The 21,228-nt window shown below is 39.0% G+C and carries 22 protein-coding genes, 2 pseudogenes and 2 riboswitches; of the genes and pseudogenes, 14 read left to right on the top strand and 10 right to left on the bottom strand.

What is annotated here, in order from left to right; genetic code table 11:
* Nucleotides 1-9 precede the first annotated feature (9 nt).
* Both HNR53_RS07105 and HNR53_RS07100 read right to left on the bottom strand, forming a co-directional pair.
* On the bottom strand, nucleotides 10-324 hold the full coding sequence (locus HNR53_RS07105) for a DMT family transporter (protein ID WP_184524278.1): 315 nt from the start codon (nucleotides 322-324) through the stop codon (nucleotides 10-12).
* On the bottom strand, nucleotides 324-665 hold the full coding sequence (locus HNR53_RS07100) for a DMT family transporter (protein WP_184524276.1): 342 nt from the start codon (nucleotides 663-665) through the stop codon (nucleotides 324-326). Before HNR53_RS07100 ends, HNR53_RS07105 begins: the two co-directional genes overlap by 1 nt.
* Before the next feature lie 64 nt (nucleotides 666-729).
* A riboswitch (guanidine-I (ykkC/yxkD leader) is annotated at nucleotides 730-829 on the bottom strand.
* A 213-nt stretch (nucleotides 830-1,042) separates the two neighbouring features.
* Between HNR53_RS07100 and HNR53_RS07095 the strand changes: the two genes are divergently transcribed.
* Nucleotides 1,043-1,843 carry an enoyl-CoA hydratase/isomerase family protein gene (locus tag HNR53_RS07095; RefSeq protein WP_184524274.1) on the top strand — a complete coding sequence of 267 codons (801 nt, stop codon included), beginning with the start codon at nucleotides 1,043-1,045 and terminating at the stop codon, nucleotides 1,841-1,843.
* Between the two features lie 54 nt (nucleotides 1,844-1,897).
* Here the strand turns inward: HNR53_RS07095 and HNR53_RS07090 are convergent, their stop codons facing one another.
* Nucleotides 1,898-2,719, bottom strand: a complete 822-nt coding sequence (locus HNR53_RS07090) for a P-loop NTPase family protein (RefSeq protein WP_184524272.1) — start codon at nucleotides 2,717-2,719, stop codon at nucleotides 1,898-1,900.
* 226 nt (nucleotides 2,720-2,945) lie between these two features.
* On the opposite strand from HNR53_RS07090, the gene HNR53_RS07085 reads away from it, so the two are divergent.
* Together HNR53_RS07085 and HNR53_RS07080 are read left to right on the top strand one after the other, a co-directional pair.
* Entirely contained in the window at nucleotides 2,946-3,203 is a 258-nt protein-coding gene (locus HNR53_RS07085; protein ID WP_184524270.1) for a CGCGG family putative rSAM-modified RiPP protein, read from the top strand.
* Nucleotides 3,191-3,466 carry a hypothetical protein gene (locus HNR53_RS07080; protein WP_184524268.1) on the top strand — a complete coding sequence of 92 codons (276 nt, stop codon included), beginning with the start codon at nucleotides 3,191-3,193 and terminating at the stop codon, nucleotides 3,464-3,466. Before HNR53_RS07085 ends, HNR53_RS07080 begins: the two co-directional genes overlap by 13 nt.
* 423 nt (nucleotides 3,467-3,889) lie before the next feature.
* Here HNR53_RS07080 and HNR53_RS07075 read toward each other — a convergent pair whose 3' ends face one another.
* Nucleotides 3,890-4,663: an aldolase/citrate lyase family protein gene (locus HNR53_RS07075; RefSeq protein ID WP_184524266.1), complete on the bottom strand. Its 774-nt coding sequence runs from the start codon at nucleotides 4,661-4,663 to the stop codon at nucleotides 3,890-3,892.
* 284 nt (nucleotides 4,664-4,947) lie between these two features.
* Nucleotides 4,948-6,621, bottom strand: coding sequence for a ribonuclease J (locus tag HNR53_RS07070; protein ID WP_184524264.1), 1,674 nt, complete (start codon nucleotides 6,619-6,621; stop codon nucleotides 4,948-4,950).
* A gap of 204 nt (nucleotides 6,622-6,825) precedes the next feature.
* Between HNR53_RS07070 and HNR53_RS07065 the strand changes: the two genes are divergently transcribed.
* Both HNR53_RS07065 and HNR53_RS07060 read left to right on the top strand, forming a co-directional pair.
* Complete coding sequence (locus HNR53_RS07065) at nucleotides 6,826-7,281, top strand: helix-turn-helix transcriptional regulator (RefSeq protein WP_184524262.1); 456 nt, start codon at nucleotides 6,826-6,828, stop codon at nucleotides 7,279-7,281.
* 256 nt (nucleotides 7,282-7,537) lie between these two features.
* Nucleotides 7,538-8,782: an MFS transporter gene (locus HNR53_RS07060; RefSeq protein ID WP_184524260.1), complete on the top strand. Its 1,245-nt coding sequence runs from the start codon at nucleotides 7,538-7,540 to the stop codon at nucleotides 8,780-8,782.
* A 260-nt stretch (nucleotides 8,783-9,042) separates the two neighbouring features.
* Here the strand turns inward: HNR53_RS07060 and HNR53_RS07055 are convergent.
* Together HNR53_RS07055 and HNR53_RS07050 are read right to left on the bottom strand one after the other, a co-directional pair.
* Nucleotides 9,043-9,183: pseudogene (locus HNR53_RS07055) on the bottom strand (class I SAM-dependent methyltransferase); the annotation flags it as partial.
* Between the two features lie 198 nt (nucleotides 9,184-9,381).
* Nucleotides 9,382-10,092 (bottom strand): DUF421 domain-containing protein, encoded by a 711-nt coding sequence (locus HNR53_RS07050; protein WP_184524258.1) that lies wholly within the window; start codon nucleotides 10,090-10,092, stop codon nucleotides 9,382-9,384.
* A gap of 325 nt (nucleotides 10,093-10,417) precedes the next feature.
* Here HNR53_RS07050 and HNR53_RS07045 point away from each other — a divergent pair, with 325 nt between their 5' ends.
* The 5 genes from HNR53_RS07045 (at nucleotide 10,418) to HNR53_RS07025 (ending at nucleotide 14,467) form a co-directional block, all read left to right on the top strand.
* Nucleotides 10,418-10,756, top strand: a complete 339-nt coding sequence (locus HNR53_RS07045) for a YmaF family protein (protein WP_184524256.1) — start codon at nucleotides 10,418-10,420, stop codon at nucleotides 10,754-10,756.
* Nucleotides 10,757-11,048: 292 nt separating this feature from the next.
* Entirely contained in the window at nucleotides 11,049-12,419 is a 1,371-nt protein-coding gene (locus HNR53_RS07040) for an MFS transporter (protein WP_184524254.1), read from the top strand.
* Nucleotides 12,420-12,625: 206 nt separating this feature from the next.
* Entirely contained in the window at nucleotides 12,626-13,030 is a 405-nt protein-coding gene (locus tag HNR53_RS07035; protein WP_184524252.1) for a VOC family protein, read from the top strand.
* A gap of 320 nt (nucleotides 13,031-13,350) precedes the next feature.
* Entirely contained in the window at nucleotides 13,351-13,677 is a 327-nt protein-coding gene (locus HNR53_RS07030) for a DUF3221 domain-containing protein (RefSeq protein ID WP_184524250.1), read from the top strand.
* A 244-nt stretch (nucleotides 13,678-13,921) separates the two neighbouring features.
* Nucleotides 13,922-14,467, top strand: a complete 546-nt coding sequence (locus HNR53_RS07025; RefSeq protein ID WP_184524248.1) for a hypothetical protein — start codon at nucleotides 13,922-13,924, stop codon at nucleotides 14,465-14,467.
* Between the two features lie 204 nt (nucleotides 14,468-14,671).
* On the opposite strand, the gene HNR53_RS07020 is transcribed toward HNR53_RS07025, so the two are convergent.
* Entirely contained in the window at nucleotides 14,672-15,292 is a 621-nt protein-coding gene (locus HNR53_RS07020; RefSeq protein WP_184524246.1) for an RraA family protein, read from the bottom strand.
* 245 nt (nucleotides 15,293-15,537) lie between these two features.
* Here HNR53_RS07020 and HNR53_RS07015 point away from each other — a divergent pair, with 245 nt between their 5' ends.
* From HNR53_RS07015 to HNR53_RS07000, 4 genes are all read left to right on the top strand, one after another.
* Complete coding sequence (locus HNR53_RS07015) at nucleotides 15,538-16,554, top strand: acyltransferase family protein (RefSeq protein WP_184524244.1); 1,017 nt, start codon at nucleotides 15,538-15,540, stop codon at nucleotides 16,552-16,554.
* 106 nt (nucleotides 16,555-16,660) lie between these two features.
* Nucleotides 16,661-17,392 (top strand): GDSL-type esterase/lipase family protein, encoded by a 732-nt coding sequence (locus tag HNR53_RS07010; RefSeq protein WP_184524242.1) that lies wholly within the window; start codon nucleotides 16,661-16,663, stop codon nucleotides 17,390-17,392.
* A gap of 344 nt (nucleotides 17,393-17,736) precedes the next feature.
* A complete protein-coding gene (locus tag HNR53_RS07005; protein ID WP_246439382.1) occupies nucleotides 17,737-19,512 on the top strand; it encodes a glycoside hydrolase family 3 protein in 1,776 nt (591 codons plus the stop codon).
* Nucleotides 19,513-19,697: 185 nt separating this feature from the next.
* On the top strand, nucleotides 19,698-20,264 hold the full coding sequence (locus tag HNR53_RS07000) for a DNA-3-methyladenine glycosylase I (protein ID WP_184524240.1): 567 nt from the start codon (nucleotides 19,698-19,700) through the stop codon (nucleotides 20,262-20,264).
* 56 nt (nucleotides 20,265-20,320) lie between these two features.
* Here the strand turns inward: HNR53_RS07000 and HNR53_RS06995 are convergent, their stop codons facing one another.
* Both HNR53_RS06995 and HNR53_RS23170 read right to left on the bottom strand, forming a co-directional pair.
* Nucleotides 20,321-20,698, bottom strand: a complete 378-nt coding sequence (locus tag HNR53_RS06995; RefSeq protein ID WP_184524238.1) for a peptide-methionine (S)-S-oxide reductase — start codon at nucleotides 20,696-20,698, stop codon at nucleotides 20,321-20,323.
* Between the two features lie 88 nt (nucleotides 20,699-20,786).
* Nucleotides 20,787-20,900: riboswitch (SAM riboswitch) on the bottom strand.
* Between the two features lie 104 nt (nucleotides 20,901-21,004).
* Nucleotides 21,005-21,103 (bottom strand): annotated as a pseudogene (locus tag HNR53_RS23170) (VOC family protein); the annotation flags it as partial.
* Nucleotides 21,104-21,228 lie beyond the last annotated feature (125 nt).

The raw sequence follows: 21,228 nt of genomic DNA, 5'->3' as shown, positions 1-21,228 counted from the left end.
GCGGTTTTTCTATGAGACTAGTTTCAGCCCAATAGCAGCACATAAAACCATTGTGATAAAAACAAGCCTTTTCCAGTCTTTTGATTCGCCATAAAAGATCATCCCAATCAAAGTACCGCCAACAACACCAATTCCTGTCCAAATGGCATAAGCGGTTCCCATTGGCAGAAAGCGCATGGAGTAGCCTAGCAATAAAAGACTGGAGCCAAAACCCAAAATTAATAAAACGATCGTGTGTAAATTTTGCTTATGATGCAAGCGATTGATCATGGCAACGCCAAATGTCTCCAATAGACCTGCCAGGATTAAAGATAACCAAGCCATTAGGATTCAATTCCTTTCTCAACTTTGTTGTCTGTGACTAATTTCAACCCCAAAACCCCAATTAACAATAGGAAAATGAGCAGTATTTTTTCCCATCTGAATGGTACCTCAAAGAAAAGAATTTCTGAAATGACCGTACCTGCCGTACCTAATCCGACAAATATAGCATAGACCGTACCTGCAGGAAGAACCTGCCCTGCTGTAATCATGAGATAATTGCTGAAAATGATAGCAAAAATGGTCCCGGTCCACGTCCAAAAATTATGGGCATGAGTTAATCCAATCACCCAAAAGATTTCCAACAAAGCGGCAGCAAATACTTTCATCCAGTGTCGATTCATCAACAGCACCTCCAATTTCTTTCATTAAAAACAAAAAAGCCCTGAGAGAAACCTGTCATCCAGTTTCTCCCGGGCTTTTATCCCTCCGTGGCACAGCAAATGGTACTGTGAGTTTTCTCTCGGACCAGACCAAAAACATTTGCGGAACCCTAGAAAACATTTGATTTATCCAATTGTTTATTATTTTACATATTTTCATTACGATTTCAAGCTTAAAGAAATGGATATAAAGTTCTGAATAGTTTAAAGGATTCAATATTTTAAAGGGGTAGTGTGCTATAATTATTCTATCTTAAGAAAAATACGTGCATTATTTCGATTTTCTAGGTGATAAATTTAAATATAGCGCATTTAATTATGCAGGGGAGTGAAACAGAATGCGGGTTGATATTACACGAATGGAAGATGAACAGGCGAAAATCATTCTTCAAGAAACAGCTGGTTTAGCCATCATTACGATCCACCGGCCGCAAAAGAAAAATGCATTAACAGCCAAAATGTGGGAGCAATTATCTGAAATTGCACAGCATGTGTTGGATAACCCTAAAAATAAAGTGGTGCTGTTAAGAGGGTCGGGTCAGCAATTTACTGCGGGATCGGATATTGGAGAGTTTCATCAAATGTCATTAGAAGATGCCGAGCATTCTTTTGTCCTGATGGAAAAGGCAATTGCAACGATTGAAAATTTGCCCTTGCCGACCATCGGGATTATAAACGGACCGGCAATGGGGGCAGGACTTGAGCTTGCGCTGGCATGCGATCTGAGGGTTGGTTCGGAAAAGGCCAGATTAGGCATTCCAGTGGGGAAATTAGGAATTACGATCAATAATAAATTTGCCAAAAGGATCGTCGATTTAGTCGGACCCAGCATTACAAAGGAATTAGTCTATTTAGGACGTATTTTAAAAGCTGATGAAGCTTATGCATTAAGGATGTTAAATTATTTAGTAGAAGAATCCGAACTTGATCGGTATGCGATAAAGATGGGGAAATTAGTGGCTTCCATGTCCCCAGCCTCGCTTCTTGCCGTTAAAAATTCTGTTAATGAATGCATAAACAGTGCCCCTGTATTATGGCAGGGATCGACTCCATTTGTGGATAAAAATGATTTCCCAGAAGGGGTAGCGGCATTTGTTGAAAAACGCGCACCGAAATTTACCCGTCAAGTAACATCATAATGAAAACCGCAAACTCCTTGTTCAGTTATCTTCTTAAAAAGAACGGAAAGCTCACTAGTTTCTGGAGCCTTCCGTTCTTTTTGTCATGGAGATATATAAGTTGACTGAATAAAGTTCAATATTGAGCAGCTGAAGAAAATGATCGCGAATATCTTTTTGCAGGCACTCGGTCATCTGGACTAGATTGCTATGGAGAGGGTACTTTATTATGACAGCCGCCTTTAGTACCGGAAGACCTTTCAACTCAAATTGGACGGACTTGCACTCTTCAATATCTTTGAAATTCATACAAGTTCTTTTCACAATATCTGCAAATACTTTTTTATGAATGATGATCGAGTCACGGTGAAAATCAGGATGAACGATCGTATTTTCTCCAATTCTTTCTTTATTATGTGAAAAAATATCCATTCCCTTATAGATGAGTCTTTTGAATAAGTTTTGATCGACTTGTTGATAGGGAATAGGAATGATATGTTTTCCCTCTGTTTTTCTGACAAACTGAGCCGCCTTGATTTCGCTGGAGGTACGGATATCCTCGACATGGTAGAAATGTTGAATTTCTCCTAAATCTAGTCGTTTGGCAATTAACTGTGTCATCCGATCCGATGTCCCAATGATTAAGAGTTTTTCAATATAATAAGAGTTGAGGGCCCTTTGCACTTCCTTCGCATGGTCTGTGAAAAAAAAGGTTGCCCTTTTCACAGCGGTGATGGAGTTTTTTTCAAACTTTGCTGATGTACCAGCGATTTTTTCCCCATTTACAATCAATAAGCCATCGTCAATAATGGCTGTAATCTTGTGCTTATGCGCAAAAGATAAGGCACTTGTGCTTTTTCCAGACCCGCTCGGCCCGCTTAATGAAAGTATTTCCATATAGCTCTTATGTTCTCCCTTCCATAACAATGATCCTGCAATATTAAAAAAGATAGAGAAACGATTAAAGTAGTAAATTCGACAAATCGACTTTGAACTCCTTCTCCTAGATATGGTAGTGAGATAAAAGAAATCTAAAATTAACGAAAGATAAGCTTTATCCTATGATGCAAATCACCCCGCAAAGCATCTGTCTGTAATAGGATGGAATAAGAGGTGAAGGTATATGAAAAAAGATCGTTCAGTTTCATTAGAGCATGATGAATATGAAAATGATTTAGAATTGGTTGTGAAGGATGCTATTGAGGCGGTTGCGGAAACAGAAAGCGGGTACTACGTGAATCTTGTCACGCCGTCGAACCTGGGAAATCCTGAAGAGTATTTAACCGAGGCATTAAATACGGTCTTTAAAGAGACAATCAAAACAAAATTTATCGACCAATGCGGCTGCGGCGGCTATGTGCTTAGAGTATGGAAAAACTAAGTGATTATTCGATTTTAACCGGCTATTCAAATCGTCAGGTGATTTTGAACGAGTACTTGGATGAGGACTATCTTGAAGAGCGGCATGGATTTCATTTTCAGACTGTTGCTGTGACAGACTCCATTCTTGCTTTTTCAAGGAAAGGAAAAAGTGATTTTTACATTCCAATAGAGAAGTCCGCTCATTTCTATGTAAATGATGATTTTCAAAACTATTATATTTTGCGAAACGGTTCCAAAAGGCTGGAAATTTATTTCCCATAAGCTGTATGGGACCTTTTTTCTGGAAAAAGACGATGAGGGAACGATACTCGGATTGCAGAATGCAGAAGGGTATATTGCTGTAAAACTAAAATTAGGCGGTATTCGATGATGACATGTGAACACACTAATTCCATATGAAAACGGATACATAAAACGTAATAAATGAAAGGTATGTTTATCATTTATATTGGTTATGTAGAAGGAACTGAGATCGTAATCTCAGCCAACAAAGTAATAAGATCAATGGCTTACCAACCAAATCTTATTGACTAAAGTATAGCACCATAGTATTAAAAAGCCAATGGTAAATGTCGGTGAATGGCAAATATTTTGTCAATTTTAATACAAAAGCGGATCCACTGCATTTGTTTGGTAAAAAAGGAGATACGGATGCTGTATCTCCTTTTTTACGATATTGAATTATTATTCCGTGAAACCTTTAAATTCATGGATGAGCTGCTTTACACCATTATAAAGAATAGCACCATCCATCCCTCCTAAGAGAAAATGAAATCCCATCTCTACATGCTGCTCGATGGCGCCGGACCAGGTCATAATGGCCGGTGTCACTTGATGCTTTTCACATGCAGCAATGACTTTGCGGCAGCTTTCCTGCACGTCCGGATGATTTGGCTGCCCCGGAAGCCCCATGGAAGCACATAAATCATACGGTCCGACAAAGGCGATATCGATTCCAGGTACAGAAAGAATTTCGTCAATGTTTTCAACCGCTTCATAATGTTCAATTTGAACAATGACAAGCACCTCATTATTGGCTTCTGCATAATAATCCTTGTATCCCTCTGCGGCAGCGCCAAAGAGGACGGCTCTTCCTGCCCCTGTACCGCGAATGCCAGCTGGTGGATATTTAGCGTAACTAACCGCATTCTCAGCTTCTTCCTTCGTATTAATCATTGGAATCATGACACCTTCAGCCCCGGTGTCTAAGCCTCTTTTGACCAATGATTTTTCATTTCCGGCAACCCTAATCAGTGGAGTTGCTTGCGTACCGCGGATGACGGATACCATTCTGCCGGCTGTTTCAATATCCATTGAACCATGTTCGGCATCAATCATAATAAAATCGGCACCTGTATGACCAAGGATTTCGGCATTGTCGAGGCTGTTCGTCATAATCCATGTTCCAAATACTCTCTGTTTCTGTTTTAATTTTTCTTTCAGCGTATTTTTTCTCACAGCAGCCACCTCTGTTATGTATATTGTTTTTCTAAGTAAAGCATCTTTCAGTGAAATCGTTGTTCACAATTTGAAGGAATGGTCTACTAAATAGGAGCACAAGTATTAGCGCCACTATTATTATTCTCTCATTTGTTGCAGGAATAAAAAAGCATTTTTGCAGGAAATATTATTTATTTTTTCTGAAAAATAATCAGAGAAAAAGATTCATATAGAGCAATGAGAAAACAACAAAAAGAATGCAGGGCTTTCTGCAACATGAGCCCTGCCGTTTAATAGAACCTCTATATTTCAATAATAATTGGAAGAATCATCGGCTTTCTCTTTGTATGTTGAAATAAAAATTGTCCGACTTCTTTTTTTATGCTCTGCTTGATGATATTCCAAGAGTGGATATCTGCCTCAAGCAATGTGTTGACCGTTGTTTGAGCCAGTTCATTAACACTGCTTAAAAGTTCCTCGGCATCTTTGACAAAGACAAAACCGCGGGTAATTGTGTCCGGACCGGAAATCATTTTCTTGTCGCTCTTACTGATGGTAATGACAATCACGAGCATGCCGTCTTCAGACAACTGTCTCCGATCACGCAAGACGACGTTGCCGACATCACCGATTCCATTTCCGTCGACATATGTATCTCCTGAAAGGATTTTTCGCGTTACCCTGGCGCTGCCTTGCTCAATATCGACGACATCACCGTTCTTAATGATAAACGTATGCCCTTCTGCCACGCCGACTGATTCAGCTAATAATTGATGCAGATGAAGCATGCGATACTCTCCATGAATCGGAATAAAGTACTTGGGCTTCATCAGCGTCAGCATCAATTTTAAATCCTCCTGATAGCCATGGCCGGAAACATGCATGCCTGTTTTGCTGGAAGCCCCGTAAACCACTTTGGCACCGAGGGCGAATAAATTATCGACGATCCGGGAAACACTCCGCTCATTTCCTGGAATCGGAGAAGCGGCAATAATCACCGTATCTTCGGGATGGACCTCAACATCGCGGTAGCCGTTAGTTGACAGCCGCGAAAGAGCAGCCATTGGCTCTCCTTGACTTCCCGTACAGAGGATCGCCACTTTATCGGCGGGATATAGACCTACCTCGTGACCTTCAATCAGCATCCCTTCAGGAATCTGTACATACCCGCGTGACATCGCAACATCGACAACATTGACCATGCTCCGTCCAAGCAGGGCCAATTTTCGCTGCGTTTTGATCGCAGCATGAACGACTTGCTGTACCCGATTGACATTAGAAGCAAAGGTGGAGACGAACACTTTCCGTTTCGCCCTTAGGAAGGCTTCTTCTAACTGGTCTCCGACGAGCAGCTCAGACGGGGTAGAACCCGGACGCTCAGCATTGGTGCTCTCGGAAAGAAGTGCCAGAACCCCGTTTCGGCCAATTTCGGCCATTTTATGAATATCTGCGTATTGCTGATTGACAGGAGTTAAATCAAATTTAAAGTCACCGGTATGAACGACGTTCCCCTGTGGCGTTTCGATGACAATACCAAGGCAGTCAGGTATACTATGGCTCGTTTTGAAGAAGGTAATGTTCATGTCACCAAAACTCAAATTTGAATTGGAGTCAATCTGAGATAATTGTGAATCCCCGAGCAGTCGATGTTCCGTTAATTTTAATTCAATTAACCCAAGGGTAAAATTGGTTGCGTATATCGGTACATTGACTTTTTTGAGAAAATAGGGAATGCCGCCGATGTGGTCTTCGTGGCCGTGTGTCACGATCAGAGCGCGGATCTTGTCCTCATTTTCTTGCAGGTAGGTAATATCAGGGATAATCAAATCAATTCCCAGTAAACTTTCATCAGGAAACTTAGCACCACAGTCGATAATCACGAGTTCGTCGGCATATTGGACGACATACATATTTTTTCCGATTTCATTGATTCCGCCTAAGGCAAAAATGGAGAGTAAATTCTCTTTGCTGGCCAACCTTTATTCCCCCTATACTCTAGTTTTATTCAAAGTATCCCCTATCCTCATTTTTTTATGAAAAAAATTCAATGTATAAAGAAAAGACCGTGACTGAAATACTGAGGCGGCTTAATGAATAAATCGTTAGTAATTTGAAACAAAATTGTCATTGACCGTTAACATTAGTGGTGTAAACTTACACTAAAAAGGGATTGGATACATATGGAAAAAGAGGAGTTTATTGAGCTGATATCTGAGAAAATGAAGCCGGTTCGGACAGAGCAGGGATTTTCTCAGGAGAAAATGGCGGAAATCCTCGGTATTTCAAAAAAAACACTCGTGCAAATTGAAAAAAGAAGAACCAATTGCAATTGGACAACTGTTGTCGCAGTTTGTGCCCTGTTTAACCGCAGTGAATCACTCTTATCCGTAATCGGTGATGACCCGATTGATTTTGTCCAGTTAATTGCCCAGGACAGTGATGCGGCACCGCAGGAAAAAACATTGGGTGGCAAGGTTTGGTGGAAAGAAATTGAAAATCTGGGGGACTTCCGGCTGCAGCAAAATTTAATCAGCAATCATTTCCGGATTCTCGATGATGAGAATTACCGCTGGTTCAGCAGTTTTGATCAGGACGAAGCGATAAAGCGCTTAAATGAATTGCATTTTGGGAAATAGCATATTTGGAGAACGGTAGTTGTCCAAAAAGAGGGGAAAAAGGTGATTCCAGCACGAATGGAATCACCTTTTCGTTTAAGAATACTGACAAGGCTCTCCATACTTGCCCATAGCTTTGGCTGGAATGGTTCGAATACTATGTATTGATAATTAACTGTTGTAATATATCATCTTGAATAAAAAGCATGATACTATTAAACTACGACTATTATTATTTTTCGCATTTTTTAGACACCATAGAAAAAAAGGGGATATTATGAGCAGGAAAAAACTTCATTATGCTTGGATTATCGTTTTTGTAACATTTCTAGCCTTTTTAGCTGTCCAAGGGGGAAGGCTTGCATTCGGCGCGTTTATGGAACCGTGGGAAAGGGATCTCTCTATTGATCGGGGAACGACTTCGCTGATTTCAACGTTAAGCTTTGTGATTTACGGTCTGTCCCAGCCGATTATTGGCAGATTGATCGATAAACATGGTGCACGGATTGTGATTTCTCTTAGTACTTTATTAGTAGGAATTTGTTTTCTTGCTATTTCAATTGTCCAAGGGCCGTGGCAGTTATTTGTCCTTTATGCTTTTGTATCCGTTGGCGTAGGGGGAGCCTCTAACGTTGCCGGGACCGTTCTTGTCTCCAATTGGTTTACGAAAAAACGAGGGCTTGCTCTGGGAATTTTAGAAGCGGGATTTGGCTTTGGTCAGATGCTCCTCGTTCCAGGATCACTCTTGTTAATTCATTATTTCGATTGGCGCATCACCCATATCATTTTGGGGGTCTTATTGATGCTGATCATTTTCCCGGTTGTGCTGTTCTGTTTACGAAATCAGCCGAATGAAAAAGGAATGGAGCCGCTGGGGGGATACGAGAAGGAAGTTCATAGAGCAGCGGAACAGGAAAAGGTAACAGATGCTGAATTTTCACTGGGGGATCTTTTTCGCAAAAGAACCTTTTGGTTTGTCATGCTTCCTTTTGCCGTTTGCGGTTTTACATCGACAGGGTTAATGGATACCCATTTAATTCCCTTTGCAAGCTATTGTGGCTTCTCCCCGGCGGTAACAAGTGCGGCGGTGAGTCTATTAGCTGGATTTAATATTGCCGGCATCCTGCTCTCCGGTGTCATTGCAGATCGCTGGAGCAGCCGGAAACTGCTTGTCCTGTTATATTTCGTACGAGCTTTATCGATTGTGCTTCTCTTATTTATTCAAGATCCAATTTTGCTGCTCGTGTTTGCGGCCCTGTTCGGCATCGTCGATTTTTCTACAGTGGCACCTACACAAGTGCTGACGGCACAGTATTTTAAAAACTACTCACTTGGTTTTATCGTCGGATGCCTATTCTTAAGCCATCAAATTGGTTCCGCATTGGGCGCCTATATACCTGGGCTTTTGTACAGCAAGTTTGGCAGCTATGAAATCGCATTTTATGCGGCGATTGTCGTTCTTGTTGCGGCATCGCTGATGAATTTATTGCTGCCTGAGCCAAGGAAAGAAAAAACTGCGTGAAACTGGTTTTTGAATTTCAGGTGCTTAGAGGGATCGTGAAGCTTGGCTTCACTCTGTGGCTGGATGAGTATGGAGGGAAGAAGCGAATCGAATAAATAATTTGCAACGAGCTTATCAGCTTGGTCGAAATATCAGATAAATAGAGCCATACTGAGTACAGGAGTACATGCAGAAAGAGTCGTGCTTTAGCTGTCAAAAAAACATGACTCACCTCTCAATCAGTTAAAAGATTGTGGGGTGAGTCTATTATTATTGGAATATTATTTTTTCACAGCATGGATGTAATGAATGGTTTCGAATGCGGATAAATAGTCTGTACGATTATGAAAGAACTGATGATTAATCGTATCTGGTGATAAATGTTCATAAATGAGTAAACCTGAGTTTTCTAACATTTTCTCCTTGATTCATTATTCTTCATCGAATAATCCTCCATTAACAAAAATAAGATTCCCCTGGCCAGGAGAATCTTATTATACATATTAATTTTTAAAATGTAAATTATATCATAAATATATTATTTTGTCAATAATAATGTTGAATGAACAGACTTGATAGAAGGGAGGAGTGGGGGACGGCAAAAAACAGGCACACTTCATTCATTTCTCATCTTTTCCAGGCGTATAGTAATGGGGATCATGATGATGATTAATCATTACGTTATCATCTATAAATAGGGTTCCATCTTCTAAAAACGTCGCTAACATGATATTTTCTGCCGTTTTCCCTCTTTTTTCTACCTCGTTCATTAGCCATTTTTGTTCAAGCTGCAGGTATTTTAAATTATGATAAATGATTTGACCATCCATGATCAGTGGAATCGGAAGAAATTCTTTTTTTACCTTCCAATTTAAATCATTCGGCTGAATCGGTCTGTATTCCGCCTTAGGAATCACACTGATACTACCTGTTTCCTCCATCGCTGCCATCGCGATTTGCTGCGTATCCGGATACCCTTTTACCCTTAGATTCGACAACAATTCATTCATTGGCATACGTACCTTCTTCAAACCTTTTCTATCGATATCACCATTACGAATCAACACGGTTGGGCGTGCATACAGGATCCATCTTAATTTATTATTTAAGGATAAACGAATAAAAATTTTATACAAAATAACGATAAGTACAGCATAGATTAAGGCCTTACCTACACTTTCTTCTTCTAAGGGTGAACTAATAATATTTGTAAGGACAAAGATATACAATAAATCGAAAGTGTTCATTTCAGAAACGGCCTTTTTTCCAGTCACTCTTAACAACACATATCCTGATATAAATATAATGATGCCATGGTAAACTATCTCCAAATTTACATCTCCCCTAAAACTACAACACACAGTAAACACACTAATGAAAAAATGAAAAAGAATCCGTTCAAATCAATCATTCATCCTTATCAAAAGGGTTTAAATACATTGTTATTGTCTCTAAATTCTTTCAAATTATTATGCTGGCAGGTTGTTGTTCATCGTGGAATTCACCCTGCCAAAAGAATGATTTGCGCACCTTCAGCATATCTATTATAGGATTCAGAAGAAACTTCCTTTTAATGTTCAAGATGTTGGCAGAACGACTAAATTCTAAGATGAAAGACCAGCAACGATAAACGGATTTTTATGGGGTGATGATGATATGATAAGAGTAGGAAAAGATTCTTTTGTACAGGGGTTTGTACCACATCATAATCATGGTTCGGTTGACTATACGGCTGTAGCAGATGGTCATGTTCATCAGTGTTTAGATGTGACATCTCAACCGATTCAAACTCAAGACGGAAGCCATATTCATTATACGGAGGGTTATGTTCTTTTTGAAGATGGACATGTCCATTCTTATAAAGCTTATTCGGGTCCTGCCATACCAGTCGGAAATGGCATGCATGTGCACTATTATGACTTTTATACGACAGAAAACAACGGACATAAGCATCACGTAAAAGGTGTTGACCAAGCAGCTCCTGGTGATAAATAGATGGCTTTATAATTAAAAAAGGTAAAGGGGGGTCTTCTAATCTGCCCCTTTTATTTATGATTGTCAATATCAACGGTAACGATAAAAATCATAGTGAATGCCAAAGTCGCTTCATGGAATAAAAAAATAATCATCATTAGGCAAAAATGAAACGCGGGAACCGAACCAGTCCCCGCGTTTCATTATTTTTTATCACTATATTATTTTTTTATTCCCTATATTTTGAAAATATAAACTATAATAGATTTAAATCAATCTACAGGTTCAATATGAATACAGGAAAGGTGTCTAAATGAAAAGTTCTAATAAAAGCCGGGGGTTATTTTTAACCGCAGTGGCGATGGGTGCGATGTTGAATCCGCTTAATTCTTCGATGATCGCATTGGCTCTCTATCAAATTCAAAAGGATTTCGGTCTATCCTATTTGACGGTTTCCTGGTTGATTTCTTCATTCTATTTAGCCAGTGCAGTGGCTCAGCCTGTAGCTGGAAAACTTGGCGATTTGATTGGAAGAAAGAAAATGTTTCTAGGCGGTCTTATTTTAGTGACCATTTCCGCTGTAGGTGCTCCTTTAGCTCCGGCATTTGCCATTTTAGTAATCATGCGATTATTTCAAGCAGTCGGAAGCGGGTCCATTTATCCTTCGGGAATGGGGATGGTTCGCGATCATATTCATGAGAGGCAAGGTGCTGCGCTCGGTTTCATCTCTGTATTTATGTCGGCGATGGCAGCTTTGGGACCAACGATCGGCGGGATTCTAATCGCCTGGGGAGGGTGGGAAGCAATCTTTTTAGTCAATATACCGGTCCTGCTGTTTTGTTTTTTCCTGGCGTGGTTTGTATTGCCAAAGGATGAAAGCAGGAAGAAATTGAATTTGCATGAACTGAAGCAAAAAATGGATATAATAGGAACCCTGTTATTTTCAGTGGGTATTGTCGGTATTCTTTTGTTTTTACTATCCTTTAAAACAACGGTGAATGTTGGTGCAGGAATGATTGGTGTTAGTTCTATATTATTGTTTGTCCGCCATGAATTGAATACAAAAGTTCCATTTATCGATATTCGTATATTTCGTTATAATCGAAAATTAACTTTGGTGTATCTGCAATATATTGTTCTAAATCTCATTTATTATTGTCTGTTTTTTGGACTGCCGGGTTATTTTCAAGATGGTTTGCATTTAAGTGTGAGTTACAGTGGAATGCTGATGCTTTTTGTGTCAGGAATGGGAATCATCACGGCCCCGTTAATTGGTCGTTGGATTGATAAAGCGGGGGTCAATACACCTATTTTGGCGGGAAATCTGTTAATCGTAATCGGTGCCTTACTGCTATGGCTATTCTTTGATCATGTACCGATTATTGTCATGGTGTTGATAATATCTCTTATTGGAGCGGGATGCAGCTTTGGAAATGTTACGTTACAAGCAGCGATGCTTGAAGCAAGTCCAGGCAGTATGATTGGAGTATCAACAGGATTGTATCAAATGTGCCGCCATTTAGGCTCTACTCTTTCCGCCGTTACACTCGGGTTAATTTTTGGAGATCATTTTAATCCTGAGCATTTTACAACACTAATCCTGGTTCTTATTACGGCAGGTATCGTTATTTTCCTGCTTGGTATGAGATTCTCTAGAACTAAATCCGAATCAGCAGCTGCTTAAGTTTATGATAGTCATAGAATCCAGTTGCAATTAGTATATCTTTTGGAGGTCAACATGGATGGAAAGGACTACATATCGAACAAGTCAATTATGAGAAATTCTAGGTGTATCACGTGCCAAACGTTTAGTTTGTGAAGGAAATATGGCAGGTTTGTATAATATAAAAAGTGGGCAGGTTAGTATTATTCAATACAAGGGGTGATGGTATGGCGGTAAATGCATATTTAATTTTTGACGGAAATACGAGAGAGGTTGTTCAGTTTTATGTAAAAGTATTCGGGCTAGAGGAACCTCAATTCATGACCTTTGGTTCGATACATGCTGAAGAGATTCCTCCAGAAGCACGGGAACTGATTATGCACACGTACCTAGAGATAGCGGGAGATAAAGTGATGTTTTCCGATAATTTCCCGGGAATGCCTTATCAACAGGGCAACAACTTTACGCTTGCATATATTAGTAGTGATGAGGCAGCTATTAGAGATGCATTCCAAAAGTTGAAGGATGGCGGTTCAGTTAAGATGGAACTGCAAGAAACACCTTGGAGCAAATGTTACGGCAGCTTAACGGATAAGTACAACATCCAATGGCAATTTAGTCATGAAGCTTAGAATAGTGTTTGGCAATGAACTTCAAAACAGCGCATTTCTCATAGAAATGCGCCTGTTTTTTTGCCTGTAAGGGTCAGTTTATCGAAGAAGGTTTTGGCGAAATCTGTGGTAGTATATTGAAGGGCAGGGAATCATTTGGTGAATGAGGTCATTAGAGGTAAATGGTGGTTCCTGGCTGCCATATTGTAACGAATTCACTATAATCGAAAAATGGTTAAGGTGAGACGCTGGACAGAATTAGAAAATGTCCGTACCTACTATAAATTTTTCAAAAAACATGAAAACGAGTTTTAAGAACATTGATGATAAAAGGAGAGTGTATGGTGATAAAGAAAATAAGTATATTGTTCACTACTTTGTTTATCGGTCTATTATTGGCTGCTTGTCAATCGGATGACAAAGCAAAGAATAACGAAGTTGAAGCAACATTTACGGGAACCATTTCAGAGATAAATCAACAAAATGCTCTCGTTGATATTGAAACAGGGGATATTCTAAAATCAGGGGACAAGGTCTATGTGGACCTATCAAAGAGCGAAGCCAATTTTAAAGTTGGCGATAAGGTTGAAGTGGGATACGATGGGGTGATACGAGAATCCTATCCGCTTGGAATTAATGTCGTTTATGTGGAATTAATTAAAAGATGAATCATCCGCTTACAAAGTTAGTGTAAAATTAAAGCAGGGGGATGAAATGGCAAAAATCATTTATATCCTGACAATGCTGATAGCAATCATTTTTATTTCATATTTTTACGGATTAAAAACCTTTTTAATCATATTTTCTTTGTTCATTTTCCTTTTTATCCCAGTTGTTTATTGTATATCAAAAGTAAACAAAGGTTAGTTGTGTTGTTGTTTCCTTAATTAATGTATAGGCAGGAGGGGCAGGATGCAGAAAAGAAATGTGTTCACAATGGTTTTGCTTGTTCTTCTTTTTAGTCTTATCTCTTGCTCTAAGCAAGATCAAGATCAGAGTGATAAAGAGATAATTGTTGAAAAGCAAGAAGGCGATTTTGAACTGAAATTGTTTTCACAAAAGGGAAGGTATGCGGCGCATGAAAAGATAAATATATATGCGCAAGTAAAATATATCGGTCCGAAAGAAGAAGTGATGATCGAGCACGGCGGGTTTACCCCTATTAAATATGAGGTGGTTGAAAATAAAAGAGGGATAACCATTCCCACAGTGGAATCTTCAATCTTAAATCAAACGACGCTAAAAAGAAATCAATGGTATACGTTCAAATTTGAAAAATCGGGCGAAGTAAAAGAAGATAAATTTCACCAAGAATATTTTAACGAGGAAGGCTTTCCGAAAGGAAGTTATACCATTGAAGCCGCTTTTTCATTCCAATCAGATGAGGAAGATAGGTACCGTATTACTGGTAGTGGAGCTGCGATTGTCACAGGAAGTATTGATATTATAGTAGATTAAAAAAGAATGGAAAAGAAAAGGTTATATGAGAACTACTTCATTGCACCGGATATTGCGTTGTAAACCATTATACTAGTCATCCTTTTGGCTTTAAACGGAATATTTTCCTTTCTCCTATTGAGAAAAAGCGAGCCTGCATACAATTAAATAGAAAGTAAAAAGGAGAACGCTGTATTATTGGTGTGTTCTCCTTTTGGTGCAAATTTATTTTTCTCCAAACAGCCCATTCAAATACTGCAGCGCACTCGCTCGGCTGCCGCGGTATTTCTTTTCTCTTTCTTCATCTTTTTTAATTTTTTCCAATGTGATCGACAGGATTTCCTCTTCTTTTTCCTTCGGTACAACGATGACTCCGTTCGCATCGCCGACAATGATATCTCCGGGCTTCACGCTGACACCGCCGACTGAGACCGGAACCTGTAATTCTCCCGGTGCAATCTTAAGACTCGCCGCTATCGTTGCGGCACGATAAAATACAGGAAAATCAAGCTCCCGAATTCCTTGAATATCCCGAATCGCTCCATCAAGGACAATCCCCTGAATGCCCGCGTCTTTTGCCAGTCCAAGCACAAAGTCACCTGAAACAGCCCTTTCCGTATAGCCCTTTCCATCCACCACTAATAAATCCCCCGGATTCGCTTCTCGGATGGCGCGTAAAATTCCCGTATTGTCTCCGGCTGGAATATTGACAGTAAACGCCCTCCCGGCAATTTTGTGGTTATTATTCAATGGCTTGATTCCTGAATCCATATGCTGGAACCCTTTTAAAGCATCAGAAATAGCGGTTGTTGGCAGTCCAAAAAAACTTTCTTCGATTAACGCCATAAAACAATCCCCCTGAATTAAAGTTTTGATATAGAAAGCATATCACGAGTTAGTTTGATTAGTAAAAATAATCCGAAAACTCATCGAGAAATTTTTCATATCTCTTTGTCATAAAACCATATGTTGATGACAGATAGATGACAAGTGTGATGAAAATATCTAAAATGCTAACATCCAATCAAAACCTCTAGACGAATAAAAATAAGATGTGGTAGTCTTATATTCGGAAAGTGGAGGGGATGTAGATGAAGGTCAGGGATGCGTATTATGATAATGCGAAATTTCTGTTGATTTTCTTCGTCGTTTTTGGTCATTTTATTCAATCGTATATTAATGATGACCAGTTCATATATGGCTTGTATGTAACGATTTATACGTTTCATATGCCAGCATTTATCTTAATCTCAGGTTTTTTTGCCAAAGGATTTCATAAGAAAGGGTACTTAAAGAGAGTAGCAAAAAAATTAATCATACCTTATTTAATTTTTCAAGGAATTTATACTATATACTATTATTTCATTGATCAACAACAGGAGATTGCGCTGGACCCGCTACATCCACAATGGTCTCTGTGGTTTTTAATTAGTTTATTTTTCTGGAATGCGCTGCTGTTTTTATTTACCAAATGGAAGCCGGTGATTTCTCTTTCTGTCGCCGTTGCTCTAGGTGTCATCGTGGGTTATTTTAATGAAATTGATGATTTTTTAAGTCTGTCCAGGACGTTTGTTTTCTTTCCGTTCTTTTTGCTAGGCTATTATATAAAAAAGGAATACTTTGAAAAAATACGCGAAATGAAATTAAGATATCTTTCAATTATTGTTTTTGCCATCATTTTTATTGTCATGTATAATCTTCCAGATTTTAATTATAAATGGCTGTTTGGCTCCATACCATATGAGGTTCTGAATACGACAGAAATAAATGGCGGCATCATTCGCCTAGCTGTTTATGGTGTGACATTGTTGGCAACACTCAGCTTCCTTGCATTGGTACCAAGCAAAAAACACTTCTTTACCAAATGGGGGACAAGTTCAATTTATGTTTACCTGCTGCACGGTTTCTTTGTTAAATATTTCCGAAACAGTGAACTCGTTGACATCCTAGCGGATACAGAGCAGATACTCGTATTCCTTATCGTTTCACTTTTATTAATTGCTTTTCTATCGAGCAAGATGATTCGAAAAGTTGCTCAGCCGCTAATTGAATTAAAAGCCTCCTTTTTCAAGGTCCATAGTTTCAGCTCTGGTCATCATAAACATTAATCCAACATACTCCCGGCATGCTTGAAGCGTGGCGGGAGATCTTTTATTATGGAAAATATAAGAAATAATAGTAGGAAAAGAATCTGTACGGTCTGGGAGTTTTTTGATGAAAAAATATTACTTTGTCATGGGTATCATGCTCTTGCTTGTTATCCTCTATACTTGTAGAATTATTTACTCTGCTGGTTCCAATACGATACATCTTACAGCCATCGGTGATTCCATTACATATGGGACAGGTGATCCCGGTCAAAAAGGATATATAGGAAGAGTAAAAGAGCTGCTTCAGGAAGAGAAAGGAATCCTGGTAGAATTATCTAACTTTGGTGTTCCAAGATATACCACGGATCAAATTTTACAGCAGCTGCAGGATCGAAAAATCATAAGGGAGGTCAAAAAAGCCGATTACATTATTCTTTACGCAGGAACAAATGATTTTAGAAAAAGTGCTGCCTATACATTGGATTCTTTGAAAATTCAGCAAATGAAGACAGGAAAAGAACGATATTCACAGAACCTTCATCGAATTCTTGACCTTATCAGACTGGAGAATACCTCCGCCCCTATCCTCGTTTTAGGGTTATACCACCCCTATTCAGAATATCAGAATGAAGAGGAAATTCTGAATCTGATCCAGCAATGGAATCAAGAGATTGAAGCTAGTGCCGCTAATTATGAAATGACTTACTTTGTGCCTGTCCTTGATTTATATATCAATCAGCCGAAAAAAGACTATTTTAGCGATAAGATCCATTTGAATCCAGCAGGTTATCAATTAATGGCTGAGCGCTTATACCAAAAACTAATCTTGCTGCAAGAAGGAAGTGATAATATATAGACGGGTAAATCATCCGATTTGCTGCCCGTAACTTTTTAAGAAAGACCTGCTGACATTTCCAATCTAACAATAGGGTTTAGAACGAAATTGTTAACAATTTGTTAACAATGAAGTTAAAACTGGCAGGTTTTACTTCTTTATTTTAAAATACTAGTATGCAAGCGGTTTTTTGATAAAAACCTTATTTTCGGGTACTCCTAACTATGTCTGCTTTACTTTTTCGGTAAAGAGCATTTAGATAAGATTCCGCTGAAGATTAATACTTGCAGGAATACAATCTCTTGATGACATCTAAGCGAAGTAATGGAGAATGTCATTCCAAAGAAGGGGAGAAAAATAATACGATGACACAGGCCACAATGACTAGAGTTAACTTAAAAGCAATGCCCTACAATTTAACTGATGCTGATATCCAATGGGTAGAAGACACCATTCAATCCATGACAATGGAAGAAAAAATTGGTCAGTTATTTGTCAATATGGGTTCGAGCCGTACAAAAGAATATTTAACCGAGATGTTAAATAACTACCATATCGGGGCTGTACGTTATAACCCCGGCAAAGCGGAGGAAGTCTATGAGCAAAATAAAATCCTCCAAGAAAACAGTAAAATCCCATTATTAATTGCCGCGAATACGGAAGCCGGCGGGAATGGGGCATGCATAGATGGAACAGAAGTGGGTTTAGAAGTAAAGATCGGTGCCGCACATGATGAAAAATGGGCCTATGAAATGGGGCGTGTTTCCGGCGTAGAAGCTTCAGCAATTGGCTGTAACTGGAGTTTTGCTCCGATTGTTGATATTAACTATAACTGGCGCAACCCGATTATTTCAAGCCGTTCTTTTGGTTCTGATCCGGATTTAGTCTTAAAATTAAGTCTTGCTTACATGAAAGGGATTCAAGAAAGCGGGATTGCCCCGGCGGCGAAACATTGGCCTGGTGATGGAATCGATGAACGCGATCAGCATTTATCTTTCTCAGTAAACAGCTTGTCTACGGAAGAATGGGATGCTACCTACGGTAAAGTCTATCAAGGCTTAATTGATGCCGGTCTTCCGTCTATCATGGCAGGGCATATTCACTTGCCTGCATACCAAAGACACTTCAATCCGGGAGTGAAAGATGAGGAGTTGCTGCCTGCAACCCTTTCAAAAGAAATTACAACCGATTTATTACGCGGTAAATTAGGCTTTAATGGCGTTGTTGTAACCGATGCCAGCCATATGTTAGGTCTTACTGGTGCTATGAAGAGAAGCAAGCTGATTCCGACAGCGATTGCAGCGGGCTGCGACCTATTCTTATTCTTTAATGACCCAGATGAAGACTTCGGTTACATGATGGATGGATATAAAGAAGGAATCATTACAGAAGAGCGTCTGCAAGAAGCGCTAGAGCGCATTTTAGGGTTGAAAGCGAAATTAGGTCTTCATCATAAGGCGAAGACGGAAATTTTACCGCCAAAAGAAGAAGCGATGGCAAAAATCGGCCTGCCGGAAAACAAAGCATTGTTCAAACAAGTTGCTGACCAGGCGATCACGCTGGTGAAAGACAAGCAAGATATCTGGCCGATTACTCCGGAAAAATACAAACGCGTATTATTAGTTGACGTGAAAGGTGTACAAGGAGGATTCGGTGCATTGATTGGCAGTAAAGAAAAAGCTGTTGATATTATGAAAGAATTGCTCGAAGCACAAGGATTCCAAGTGAGCATTTGGGAATCAACTGAAGAGAAAATCATGAAGCTGCCGGAAGATGAAAGAGCAGCGGCAATTGCCAATGTCTATGCGCAAAAGAGACCAATTAGTGAGCTGACAGACAATTATGATCTCATCATTAACCTTGCCAGCGTAAACCCAGGAACGGTACAAAGAATCGTATGGCCAGCAAGTAAAGGAACACCGGATATTCCATTCTATATCCATGAAGTGCCGACGATCTTTATTTCTGTGCAATATCCATACCATTTAGCTGATGTACCACAGGTGAAAACGTACATTAATGCCTATGACAGCCGTAAGGCAAATCTTGAAGTGCTGGTTGAAAAATTAATGGGTAAATCTGAATTTAAAGGCGTCAGCCCGGTTGATGCTTATTGCGGATTTGTTGATACACATATTTAATAAAATAATAAGTTAGGAAATGTGAAGAAAAGGTCGAATCATAGGATTTGACCTTTTCGCATTATTGTTATCACCTAGAGATGAAGCAATTTATATTGAAGGGGATTGAAGGAAAATAGGTTATCATTATAGAAAGGAACCAGAAACCAAATGGGAAAGAGAAAATAAGGAAGAGGGTATTTCAAATGATAAAAAGATGCCATTGGGTTACAAAGGAGCCTCTATATATTGAGTATCATGATAAAGAATGGGGAGTACCTGTTTACGATGATAGAAAATTATTTGAAATGCTCTGTCTTGAAGGAGCGCAGGCAGGACTCAGCTGGTGGACCATTTTACAAAAAAGGGAAAACTACCGCATGGCATTTGATCATTTTGAAGCAGAAAAGGTGATCCAATATCCGGAAGAAAAATGGCAATTATTAAAAGAAGATCCTAGCATCGTGCGCAATAAATTAAAAATACAAAGTGTCCTAACGAATGCTCGAGTGTTTTTAAGAATTCAAAAAGAGTATGGTTCATTTTCACATTACATTTGGAGCTTTGTCGAACACGAACCGATCATTAACCATTGGGAAACAGGTAATGAGGTACCAGCAACGAGTGAAATTAGCGATGCGATGAGTAAGAGATTAAAAAAAGACGGGTTTAAATTTGTGGGTAGTACCATTTGCTATTCCTATATGCAAGCGGTGGGAATGGTTAATGACCACACTTTGGATTGTTTTTGTCATCCCTCCAATGTAAATTAAACCAAATGGTTTTAGACGGCGTGTAACTGGAAACAGTTAGCACGCCATTTTTTTGTTTAAGAAATTAATTTTATCTCTTTCAACCCTTGAATCGATTCATTTGCCGGAGTAATTTTTGTAATAATTTTATCTTTATAAATGTGTTTTAGCTCGTTTTTCTTTTGCTTAGCTAATGCATATTGATGTTTATCTGAAAAGAAAATGAAAGATTGATTGTTAAATGGCTGACCTTCGATAGAAGTGGGATCATGTAAGTCAAAAAACAAATCTAATAATTCACGATAAGATACTTTCCAGGGATTAAACCATATTTCTACTATATCTAGATTTGTTCCTTTTTGGTGACCTAATCGAACATGTTCAATGCCGCGATAACCGGTAATAAACGCCTTTTGACTAAAAAATCCGCTTGCTCCAAATACTGCTCTTTCCATTTGATTCCGCTCCTTCTGAGCGATAGCCTCTTTCCATTAAAAAACCTCTCTTTGATAATAAAGAGAGGTTCGTATAAGATATACTTTCCTCTCATCTTTCAAAGGTTAACACCTTTGCAGGAATTAGCACCGTTCAAGCATTCTATTGCTCGATGGTTGCCGGGTTTCACAGGGCCTGTCCCTCTACCACTCTGGATAAGAAGTTATCGCTATTTAATTTTAATTAAGTATTGTTACTGATAATATCATTCAGTTAGCTAAAATTCAAGTAATATTTTGAAAAAAATTAAACGGTTTGCTGCATGCTTATTTTGATAAATTAAATTGCCAGCCAATGCACTTATCAATAACGTATCCATATTTTTCTGACCAAAATGTTTTATCTAATGGCATGACGACTTTCCCTTCTTTGCTAAATCATTGAATGGTTTCTCAATCATATTCAGTTAAGCTATATAAGAATCTTAAATTTATATTGCGATAATAATTTTAAGTGATATAACATGTAGGTAGTTGTTTAACTAAAGTTA

The organism is Bacillus benzoevorans (genome assembly GCF_014207535.1).
GTDB lineage: Bacteria > Bacillota > Bacilli > Bacillales > Cytobacillaceae > Bacillus_BD > Bacillus_BD benzoevorans.
Note: the sequence above shows the minus strand (reverse complement) of the source record. Positions and strands in the feature narration are given on the sequence as shown.